Origin of the sequence: Janthinobacterium sp. CG_23.3 (assembly GCF_046115965.1) — a bacterium.
In the GTDB taxonomy this organism is placed as follows: Bacteria; Pseudomonadota; Gammaproteobacteria; order Burkholderiales; family Burkholderiaceae_D; genus Janthinobacterium.
This window is the reverse complement of the sequence record NZ_JBJXIB010000170.1, coordinates 1-9,954: the sequence shown is the minus strand read 5'-3', so window position 1 is coordinate 9,954 and position 9,954 is coordinate 1. Positions and strand designations below refer to the sequence as shown.

General features: G+C 54.3%; 13 protein-coding genes and 1 pseudogene. 11 read left to right on the top strand and 3 right to left on the bottom strand.

Going from position 1 to position 9,954, the window contains the following annotated elements; all coding sequences use genetic code 11:
* From ACFDR9_RS25580 to ACFDR9_RS25555, 6 genes and pseudogenes are all read left to right on the top strand, one after another.
* Nucleotides 1-504 (top strand): annotated as a pseudogene (locus ACFDR9_RS25580) (hypothetical protein); the annotation flags it as partial.
* 69 nt (nucleotides 505-573) lie between these two features.
* Nucleotides 574-810 carry a hypothetical protein gene (locus ACFDR9_RS25575; RefSeq protein ID WP_409032793.1) on the top strand — a complete coding sequence of 79 codons (237 nt, stop codon included), beginning with the start codon at nucleotides 574-576 and terminating at the stop codon, nucleotides 808-810.
* A 180-nt stretch (nucleotides 811-990) separates the two neighbouring features.
* Nucleotides 991-1,122, top strand: a complete 132-nt coding sequence (locus ACFDR9_RS25570; protein WP_409032792.1) for a ParA family protein — start codon at nucleotides 991-993, stop codon at nucleotides 1,120-1,122.
* An 87-nt stretch (nucleotides 1,123-1,209) separates the two neighbouring features.
* Nucleotides 1,210-2,520, top strand: a complete 1,311-nt coding sequence (locus ACFDR9_RS25565; protein ID WP_409032795.1) for an IS4 family transposase — start codon at nucleotides 1,210-1,212, stop codon at nucleotides 2,518-2,520.
* Between the two features lie 55 nt (nucleotides 2,521-2,575).
* Entirely contained in the window at nucleotides 2,576-3,094 is a 519-nt protein-coding gene (locus ACFDR9_RS25560) for a ParA family protein (RefSeq protein ID WP_409032791.1), read from the top strand.
* A 65-nt stretch (nucleotides 3,095-3,159) separates the two neighbouring features.
* On the top strand, nucleotides 3,160-3,411 hold the full coding sequence (locus ACFDR9_RS25555) for a hypothetical protein (protein ID WP_409032790.1): 252 nt from the start codon (nucleotides 3,160-3,162) through the stop codon (nucleotides 3,409-3,411).
* 494 nt (nucleotides 3,412-3,905) lie between these two features.
* Here ACFDR9_RS25555 and ACFDR9_RS25550 read toward each other — a convergent pair whose 3' ends face one another.
* Nucleotides 3,906-4,184, bottom strand: a complete 279-nt coding sequence (locus ACFDR9_RS25550; protein WP_409032789.1) for a type II toxin-antitoxin system YafQ family toxin — start codon at nucleotides 4,182-4,184, stop codon at nucleotides 3,906-3,908.
* Nucleotides 4,185-4,449: 265 nt separating this feature from the next.
* On the opposite strand from ACFDR9_RS25550, the gene ACFDR9_RS25545 reads away from it, so the two are divergent.
* Both ACFDR9_RS25545 and ACFDR9_RS25540 read left to right on the top strand, forming a co-directional pair.
* Nucleotides 4,450-4,719, top strand: coding sequence for a type II toxin-antitoxin system RelB/DinJ family antitoxin (locus ACFDR9_RS25545; protein ID WP_409032788.1), 270 nt, complete (start codon nucleotides 4,450-4,452; stop codon nucleotides 4,717-4,719).
* A 148-nt stretch (nucleotides 4,720-4,867) separates the two neighbouring features.
* Nucleotides 4,868-5,251, top strand: a complete 384-nt coding sequence (locus ACFDR9_RS25540) for a hypothetical protein (protein WP_409032787.1) — start codon at nucleotides 4,868-4,870, stop codon at nucleotides 5,249-5,251.
* Between the two features lie 146 nt (nucleotides 5,252-5,397).
* Here ACFDR9_RS25540 and ACFDR9_RS25535 read toward each other — a convergent pair whose 3' ends face one another.
* Together ACFDR9_RS25535 and ACFDR9_RS25530 are read right to left on the bottom strand one after the other, a co-directional pair.
* On the bottom strand, nucleotides 5,398-5,703 hold the full coding sequence (locus ACFDR9_RS25535; RefSeq protein ID WP_409032786.1) for a hypothetical protein: 306 nt from the start codon (nucleotides 5,701-5,703) through the stop codon (nucleotides 5,398-5,400).
* Nucleotides 5,704-5,706: 3 nt separating this feature from the next.
* Complete coding sequence (locus tag ACFDR9_RS25530; protein WP_409032794.1) at nucleotides 5,707-6,285, bottom strand: hypothetical protein; 579 nt, start codon at nucleotides 6,283-6,285, stop codon at nucleotides 5,707-5,709.
* Between the two features lie 1,157 nt (nucleotides 6,286-7,442).
* Between ACFDR9_RS25530 and ACFDR9_RS25525 the strand changes: the two genes are divergently transcribed.
* From ACFDR9_RS25525 to trbL, 3 genes are all read left to right on the top strand, one after another.
* Nucleotides 7,443-7,679, top strand: coding sequence for a hypothetical protein (locus ACFDR9_RS25525; protein ID WP_409032785.1), 237 nt, complete (start codon nucleotides 7,443-7,445; stop codon nucleotides 7,677-7,679).
* Nucleotides 7,680-7,704: 25 nt separating this feature from the next.
* Nucleotides 7,705-8,472: a P-type conjugative transfer protein TrbJ gene (gene trbJ, locus ACFDR9_RS25520; RefSeq protein ID WP_409032784.1), complete on the top strand. Its 768-nt coding sequence runs from the start codon at nucleotides 7,705-7,707 to the stop codon at nucleotides 8,470-8,472.
* 190 nt (nucleotides 8,473-8,662) lie between these two features.
* A partial coding sequence (trbL, locus tag ACFDR9_RS25515; protein WP_409032783.1) for a P-type conjugative transfer protein TrbL occupies nucleotides 8,663-9,954 on the top strand: 1,292 nt, incomplete at its 3' end.

The window sequence follows — 9,954 nt, the reverse complement described above, 5'->3', positions numbered from 1 at the left end:
AGCTCCAGCACATCGGCCGGATCGGGACAAGGAAGTAAAAGCGGGTCGAACGCCAAGGGAGGTGCGGGCAGCGGCAGTGCACCAGGTGAAGTGAAGTCAGGCGCTACGATGGCTGCTGTCGGAGCGATGGCCGCAAAGGTAGGCAAGGTCGCGGGCGGCACTGCTGCGAACCTGGCGCAAGGGACCTGGGACGTTGCCAAGGCCAAGGCGTCCGATATCAAAGAGTCGGCCATGGACCGGATTGGCGAAACCACAGGCGGCAAGATCGCGGCCGCGATCAAGGCACGAGGGCAGTCAGGTCAAGCCGGTGATGCCGCACAGTTCGATGAAAACAGTCTGTCGTCAGGAGCAAAAGCAGCCGGCATGGACAGTGAGAGTGAATCGGAGATAGCTGAGTTTGTGAATCGGCCCGCAAGCAACGATACGGAAGGAACCACATCAGATAAAGGGAAAGCTCGCGGCTCAAGTGCAACAGGCGGTGGTAAATCAGTTTTTGAATCTTAAACAGGAGAATTAATCATGAGTGCATGTGTGGAGCAATTTGCGTCGTATGTCAATGTCCTGGAGAACGCATTGAATATGATCGATGATGACGAGTCATCGGAAACCCTTCGTCGGCATGATGATATCGTCGAAGTCCTCGATACCATCATGGAAGTGAATATGATGCTGGTCTACCGGTTTCAGTGCGGGCCGGTGTCCAAAAACGATATGGCTGATGTCAGGAAAAAAGTAACCTCTCTCTTGGAGAGGACGAAAGGCGAAGCACCAGGAACGCCCCGGATTTCGTGCGAATATGTTCTGTCGTAGATTTAACTATGAATACGTATTTACGTACATACATTAATACGTATTTATTTAATTACGTACTAATAGAGGTGCAATTGACCAGGGCGCTGCGTTTTTACACACGGCGCTTGCCGCCCTTGGTTTTCCCTTGGCGTACGTATCTACGGGGTACAATAACCACGTATAACAGGAGATACGTATATGCGTACCATTGTAATTGCCAGCCAAAAAGGCGGTGTCGGTAAGACGACGTTGGCCGGCCATCTCGGGGTAATGGCCATATCGTTCTACACAACTCCGAGCCCACCCGAGAAAGTCGTTTACATTCAGTGAGTTAGCGTAGGGGGTTGTAAACTTTTCAAAAAAGGGGTCTACTTTCGCAATTTGGACGACGCTTTGGGTACTGAATCGAAGAACTGGATTGCAGAAGAATTTGCCGAAATTGACCTCGGGGACGTGCGCTTGAACAAGCGGGCGCGAGTGATGGTGGAGGCCTTTGCGGCAAAGCCGACGGCGAATATTCCCATGGCATGCGATGGCTGGACGGACATGACGGCGGCTTACCGCTTCCTCGACAACGACGAGGTGACATGGGAAGGTATCATGGCGCCGCATTGGGCGCGGACGGAGCTGCGCATGGCAGCGCATCCTGTTGTGCTGTGTCTGCAGGATACCAGTGAGCTCGATTTCAACGGGCAGAAGGTGCGCGGTCTCGGTCCGCTCAATTACGAAGCGCGGCGTGGCATGTATGTTCACCCGACCTATGCGGTGACGCCTCAGCGGGAGCCGCTTGGCGTCTGCGATGCCTGGATGTGGGCCCGCGAAGCGCAAGGCGCCGACGGCGTGCGCCCGGGCCAGAAAGAAAGCACGCGCTGGATCGAAGGATATGAACGGGTCGCTGAGATGGCGGCCCGGGTGCCGTCGAGCCGGCTGGTTTATGTGGCTGACCGCGAAGGTGACATTCTCGCGCTGATGCAGCGGGCGAAGGCGCTCGGCACGCCGGCAGACTGGCTGGTGCGCGCCAAGCACAATCGCTGTTTGCCGGACGGCGAAAAGCTGTGGGATCGTACCTGTACTGGCGAGCCATTGGGTCAGATCGTCTTCACAATGCCTTCGCGGCATGGCATCAAGGAACGCAAGGTCCGCCAGGAACTGTGGGCGACATCGGTCGAACTGAACGCCGGCAAGCCAGGCGCTGTCACTGTCACATGCATCATCGCGCGCGAGATCGATGCGCCGAAAGGTACCAAGCCGGTCGAATGGCGTCTGCTGACCAACCGCGCAGCGCCTTCGCTGGAAGATGTCATCGAACTCATTGACTGGTATCGGGCGCGTTGGGATATCGAGATGTTCTTCAATGTATTGAAGAATGGATGCCGAGTCGAGTCGATGCAACTGGGAACCATCGAAGGCATCCAGCGGGCGCTGGCCTTGTACATGATCGTGTCGTGGCGCATTGCACATCTGATGCGCCTGGGCAGAACCTGTCCGGAGCTCGATGCCAACCTGTTCTTCAGCCCTGATGAGATCCATGGCGCCTATCTGTTGACGAATACGAAGCAGCCGCAGGAGCGGGTGCCGACATTGAACGAAGTGCTGCGATTGGTGGCCCGACTCGGTGGCTTCATCGGCCGCAAAAGCGACGGAGAACCCGGCCTCAAGACCATCTGGCTTGGTTTGCAGGAAGTGCGCGTATCGGCTGCGACGTTGGCAGCCTTACGAGAGCAGTAAGTTGTGTATAACCTTATGGGTAATGGCGGAAAGCAAAGGAGCTGGTCCTGTCGCGTTGATTGATACCGACCCACAAGGCAGCTTGTCGAGCTGGTGGAACGAGCGTCAAGCAGACACGCCGCTTTTTGCAACAGTCGATATCGCCAAGTTATCCGATCATTTGAAAGAGCTTAAAAACGCCGGCATTAAATTGGCGATCATTGATACACCTCCGGCAGTTACAGACACCATCGCTAAAGTCTTGGCCGAGGCCGATCTTGTTTTAATTCCGACCAGGCCAAGCCCCCACGATTTACGGGCGGTTGGGTCTACCGTTGAACTTGTCCAGGCGGCAGGAAAACGAATGGTCTTCGTGATTAATGGGGCGGCGCCAAGAGCACGAATAACAGCAGAGGCCGCTATCGCCCTTTCGCAGCACGGTACGGTTGCGCCAGTGACCATTTACCAACGAACCGATTTCGCCGCCTCGATGATCGATGGCCGCACGGTCCAGGAGATTGACGCATCGAGTCGATCAGCCGAAGAAGTTGAGAAGATATGGAATTACGTATCTACGCAATTACGTAAATCATAATCAATATTCCCGTGTGGACTGTGCTGTATGATTACGTATCAACGTACTTACGCACAGGAATTAACATGGCAAAGAGCGCTACCCTTACTTCCGGCCTGGTTGCAAAGAAGGGACAAGCGTCACCAGCTGTGTCGCCAGGGCCGACCAAACAACCCGCCAGTTCAAGCGCCGAGTATTACAAGGCCTTGACAGTAAAACTCGATAAGCAGCGTTACCAGGCGTTGAAATCAGCCGGTGTTCAGCTCGACAAGTCGAGCCAAGACATTTTTGTCGAGGCCCTGGACGAGTACCTTGCACGATTGGCCCCACGCGGCTGACCAGGTAGCGCGCCATTCCTGTAGGTCCACGAGCTGTCCCTGGTAGGGGCATGGGGGTCTAAGCCGGAACCCCCGGCATGGACACTTTCCACCAAAAATTGACAGTCGTGTGGCACAAATTCGTGTCGAAGTAGCGAGATAGTGGAAAAGGTCATCGGGGAAGTACACGTACTAATTGAGCGTTTGGGTGGGGCGAGATAGTGGAAAAGGTCATCGGGGAAGTACACGTACTAATTGAGCGTTTGGGTGGGGCAAGATAGGTGAAGATAGCTATCCCGCGAGCGGGTATCTATCTTCACCTCCCTTATTCGCGCCTGCGGCGCTCAACGGTCTCTTGCTCTGCGAGGCTCGCCGGCTGCCGCCGTCAAAAGGCGAGCCGGCCGGCCCGGCCTGGCGCACCGCACGGGCCGGCAACAGAGGATGCGCGTTTGGCAAGCGCGGCGGGGATAGACCGTCCTTGATGAATTTCCAAAAGGACGGCTTCCTCAACTAAATCAGAAGAGCTCGCTGTGGGAACCAAGCCGGGAAAGACGCAAAATGCCGACCTCAGCCTTGCTGTAAATCAACAGCAAATCCGGCTTGATATGACACTCCCGATACCCAGCCCAATCACCACTTAAATCATGGTCACTGTAGGCTTCCCCCAACGCTACATCGGCCGCCAGCAGCGCCAAAACAACTTCTAAGTCCGCAGCAACGGTTCCCCGATGCAGCCCCTTCTTCTCACGCTTGTAATCGCGCTTAAACGCCCCTGCGTACTCTAACTCTCGCATTTCACATCTCCTTAAATGTACTATTTATGATTAATATCGTTTGACAACTTAAGGAATGGCGTTTAAAATTCATACTGTCATGTAGTAAATTAGCAGCAACCATAACTCAAGCATTTGACATTATGCCAGATTTATATCTTCGTGTCAATTGTTTTATTGCAATTTTTCGTATTTTTTAAAACAGTCGCCATCGAGCGGCTTTTTTTTCTTGTGTTGTAGTCGCAATGTGACTACAATTGCTCATATACGATTAAGAGGACACACTATGACTATCGCTGATACTTACGTACGCGCTCGCATCGACACTGATACCAAGAACCGTGCCGCTCAGGCGCTGGAGGCAATGGGCTTATCTATTTCGGACGCAATCCGCTTACTCATGCTGCGCGTAGCAGACGAGCATCGTCTACCGTTTGAGGTAAAGGTGCCCAATGCAACTACTCGCGAAGCAATCGCCGAGCTGGAGGCTGGAAAGGGCAAGCGTGTTGCCACCGTGGCCGCGCTGATGGCCGATCTGGAGTCGGACGACGACTGAGCATGATTGACGGCATCGACCCGGCGAACGTAAGTTCAACACGCGAACCCGGAAAATGTCCGAATACGGCCGCTTAGCGTTGTCAGCCTGGCCGCGATCCGCGTTGCCAACCAGGACGCCGCGGCGATTCCTTCACGCTGAATCTGTCTTGCGGCCCGTCCCAATCGCGCCGGTCGGCTGCGCGGTCACCAATTGGCCGGCTTCCTCACGTAACAGGACTATCGAGCCGGCCGATATCGCCGGCCTGGTCGGCGCCGGCATCATCAACCTGGTCATCGACCAGGAGATCACGGAGCGTCGTCCTGGTTACGAACCTGGGCAGCGGCCCCGTGCTGGGGTCATCGACAAACCGCACTGGTGGACGCGCTTCCGCTGGCGCCTGGTCATCGGCGACAGTGGTGGCCAGCCTATTTCGTTCGGCAGCGCTCATGGCCAACTTCTTGACCTCAGTCAGGGTCTTGTCCATGTTGCCGGTGAAAGCGTCATCCCATTGTTGGACAGTCGCGCCAAGGAAAGGGGCGTCGCCTCGTAACACGGTAGGGGAGCTGAAACGGAATTTAGTCTTTGGCACGGTGGACCTCCTGGCGGCAATTATAGGCCTGGAGGGCGATAGCGGCCCGTCAGGCCGTTTTTGAGGTAGTTGGCGTGTCTGAGCTGCTGCGCGGCGTCGGGCGTGCTCTACGGGCCTTCTGGAGCATCCCTGCTGTCCAGCCATTCATAAGCTACTGACTCGGCATCAGCATGGGCCTCGGCTAACAGGTAGGCAGTTCGGGCATCAGCCGGCACAGCGGATTTCGCTACCGCTAGCCAGTGGCCGCGTTCCGGTTCGCCCATCTCGTTCCACCAGGCGATGCCCTGCAGGGCGTCCTCCTGCAGGATAGGGAACACACCACCGCCCACCTCCTGTTCGTCCTCCAGAAGGCGCAGCCGCCAGCCGCCGCCAAGGTCAAGAGGGCGAGGGTTTATCTCGTAGCTGTATCTCATGGCTCACTCCGTTAGACGTTGTTGGCCGCGCATCTCCAGCTCGGCGCGGTTGAGAGCATCCGCACCAGGAGCAAGCTCCTGGCCCTCGCCGGCGAGCTGGCCGGCAGATCCATTGCCCTGGCGTTCGGACAGCTCTCTAGCTTTCTGCTCCTCGCTCGTGACCCTACGCCGATACTCTTTGATGAACATAACCCGGTCGCCTTTAAAAAACAAAGCCGGGTTTGTCCAAAAGGCGGTCGGCCCCTTTGGGTACAAAAATCGTTTCTCGATGAGTTCCTTGAGTCCGCGTTGAAATGTTTTCTCACTCATGCCAACGTCGCGGCCCTCGATCCCGTTATCAAACCAAAACAAATTCACGTGATCCGCAAAGCCTCGGCTCATGGGTGTACGTTGATACTGGTCCAGTACTACCTGGAATACCCGGTTGGCGGTTTTCGTCAATTCATAGGCCGCAGCAACCCCGCCAGCAAACACCTTCACAAATTCCGCGTCATCACGTTCTTCGACCTGGTGAATGGTGGCGATACCCATCACCTCACCAGTGGTACTGCTGATCAATTCGTCGGAACGACCGGACCGCACGTATCGACGTTTGGATTTAATTTCTTGCGGCTCAACAAGAGGATTTATGATCGGGGAATAGTCTAATCTGCGGAGGTTGACGGACACTTTGGCACCTGTTTTTGTCTTTCGATAGCCACATCATAATCCCACGAAAGACAAAAAACAAGCCTATTTTGTCTTTCAAGGTGACAGAGTTGTCTTTCGACAGCCCAAAGTTGTCTCGACCACCTAGCACCCATGCGGGTTTCAGCCGTTTGCTTCTCACTCTATGTAATGCCCTGCCCAAGAAGACTATTTCCAGACTGCGCTTCGCGCACAAGGAAGACTGAACGGCGTGACTCGACGGCTAGTGGCCGGATTCGCAGACCTTCGGCGGGATACGCCCTGCCCTTTGGGCACTCCTGCCGGAGCGGGGGCTACCGCCTCACCCCGGCAAGCCGGGGCTACGGGCATCTGCTCACCGTGATCGCCAGCCGAAACCCCGCGCCCTCTCGGGACGCGGCAGCAGGCTCGATCCGGTATGCGGAAACCTGAAAAACCCGCTTAGTAGTGCAGTGGTTGTTCAATTTTTCGACATGTCGAAATTTACGGGTCTGGTTTCCCAGGGAAAATCTCTCAATTGTGGCGGTCGGGGTGGAAGCCAGCAGTCACGCGGCTGCTGTGGTCAGAGTGGGTGCAAGCTGTGGGCAGGGCGTGGGCAACGGCTTTATCGTTGTCCACACCTGTCCATGGCTTGTGCCCACGGCCCGGAGGGCTGTCCACAGCTGGAGGTCTCGCAGAGCAGGATACCCGTTGAGCGCCGCAGGCGCGAATAAGGGGAGTGAAGATAGCTGTCCCGCTTGCGGGATAGCTATCTTCACCTATCCTGCCCGATTTAAACAATCAATTACAGTGCTAATTTTCTCGGTGGTCTTTTCAATTAAGCCGCTTCTACTTCCGTTTTATAGTCAAAAGTTACACCATCGGTATATCAAATAATGGCAGTTTTTAGCTAAACAAATTTCCTCTATTAAATATTCGTTATGAGTAACTAGGACACACCAATGTATTTTCAATATTCAATTAATGAATACTATTTGATGAAAGTGGAGTTCGTGTTAGCATTCGCTGTACATATTCCTCACTTTAGCCAACACTAGCCATATAAGAGCGCGCCAGCACCACAAAGGATTATTGTGAGTTTGACACTTGAAATTTTAAAAGAGAAATACGGCGCTGTAATGACGTTGGAGCAGTTGGCGGATACACTCAGCCGTAAACCAGAAGGTTTGCGTATGGCGTTACTAAGGAAAGAGCCTTGGGCCGAAGATATCAACAAAGCTAAGGTTTATATTGGCCGGCGCGTCTATTTCCCGGTTGAGGTTATTGCGAATCTGCTCGATGGCGCTTCGAGCGATATTAACAACTCGTAAAATTTTTCTACTCTGGAGAAGATTGATGAAAATAACCACGAAGCGAATTTTAGCGGCTAAATTTTCTGTATTACTGGCTGCTACTGCATTTCCTGCTTATGCTGGAATTCCTGTTATTGATGGTGCCAACCTGGGGCAAAATGTTGTCACGGCAGTGGAGAACGTGGCTCATACATTGAAACAAATTCAGCAATATCAAACACAATTGCGACAGTACGAAAACATGCTGCAAAACACGTTGCAACCATCGCAACAAATATGGGATTCCGCGACTACCACGATGAATCAACTGCGCACCTCTATTGACACGCTCAGTTACTACAAAACGAGCTTGGGCAGCATTGATGCGTACTTGGGGAAATTCAAAGATACGGCCGCTTACCGAGCCTCGCCATGTTACTCCGTCAGTGGGTGTACGCCGGCTCAGTGGGCCGCAATGAAGAGCGATGAAAAGTGGGGTTCGGAGTCACAGAAAAAATCCACTGATGCTTTGTTTCTTGGGCTGAACAAGCAGCAGGATGCTTTGGAGGCAGATGCGACTCAACTCCAGCGGCTTCAGTCCGGCGCACAGGGTGCTACAGGTCAATTGCAGGCTATCGGCTATGCCAACCAACTGGCGAGCAGCCAGGCGAATCAGCTTTTGCAGATTCGGGGATTGCTAATAGCGCAACAAAATGCAATAGCAAGTCGGAATCAGGCATTGGCCGATAACGAGGCGAAGCAGCAGGCCGCGAGTGATAAGCGCTTTGCGGTTCCTGGTGCGTCCAATCCATCCGAAGATAGGTGGCGTTAATGAGAAAGCTAATTTTTATTATTGCTGCTCTGGTATTATCACTAACGGGTTGCGATAACAAAGCCGAGGCCGATGCGGCCCGACAAGCGAAGTTAAAGGATATGTATCGTGTCCCTCCGTCAAGTGATCCCGCCGAGGATCAATGGGCAAAGCCAGGGACCACGAAACCGAAACCCAAGGGGCAGTAACCATGAATACTAGATTTCTCCGAAATTCGTTTTTCCTTATTTGTATTGGCCTGATTGCGTTTCCGGCGTTCGCCGCGCCACCAAGCGGGGGCGGCGTATTAAATGACGTGACAATGCGATTTTATACGCAAAGCGCAGCTTGGGGAACAGTCATAACCGGCTATGCTACTTGGTTGTTCTGGGTGCTCGTTACCATCAGCATGGTTTGGACTTTTGGCATGATGGCCTTGCGGAAAGCGGATATCGGAGAACTTTTTGCCGAATTCGTGAAATTCACCATTACCACGGGTTTCTTTTGGTGGTTGTTATCTAATGGGCCAGCAATGGCGGTTGCCATTATCAGCTCGATGCAAGAAATTGGCGCGCGTGCTGCTGGAACTGCTGTAGGTTTGGAAAGCTTAACGCCGTCTAGCCCGGTCTCGCTCGGCCTTAATGTAGTTAAAAAGGCTTTCGCCTCGCTTAGCTGGGTGCATCCGATAGATAATCTTGCTATCGTAATTGTGTCGGCGATTATTCTGCTTTGCCTTTGTGTCGTCGCTGCAAACATACTCATCGCTTTGGTGAATGCTTGGGTAATGGCGTATGCCGGCATATTCATTTTGGGATTCGGCGGGTCGCGGTGGACCTCTGATATGGCTATTGGCTATTTCAAGTCCATGCTGGGCGTGGGAATGGAATTAATGACGATGACGCTGCTGGTGGGTATTGCGATCAGCGTTGTGAATGGGTTCTATACCAATCTGGATGGTTCGTCCCTGTATGAACTGTTAATCGTTCTATGCGTCTGTGCTGTCCTTGCGCTCTTGATTGACAAGATTCCGGCTCGCTTGGCGGGATTGGCGGGCGGCGGGTCTGGTGCCGGTGTAGGCGTCGGTACGCTCATGGGTGGCATGGCGATGGCCGCGTCAGCCGTTGCAACTGGCGGTGCTGCTGCTATGGCAGGTGCCGCCAATGCTGCCGGCGGTGCGCAGGCTCTAATGGCCGCGTTCTCCAAAGCGAATGCTTCGGAAAGCGGCGGGGGTGGTGGCGCCGGCATGTCCGCATTGATGAGCGCTGCGGGCGGCGGTGGAGGCGAGTCAGGCGGTGGCGGTGGTAGCGGGGGTGGCAGCGCTCTTGCGGCTGCAATGGGCGATACGGGCAGCAGCTCTGCCAGTAGCGCCGGCTTTGGTGGCTCAGAGTCAAGCTCGGGCAGCTCGGGCAGCTCCAGCACATCGGCCGGATCGGGACAAGGAAGTAAAAGCGGGTCGAACGCCAAGGGAGGTGCGGGCAGCGGCAGTGCACCAGGTGAAGTGAA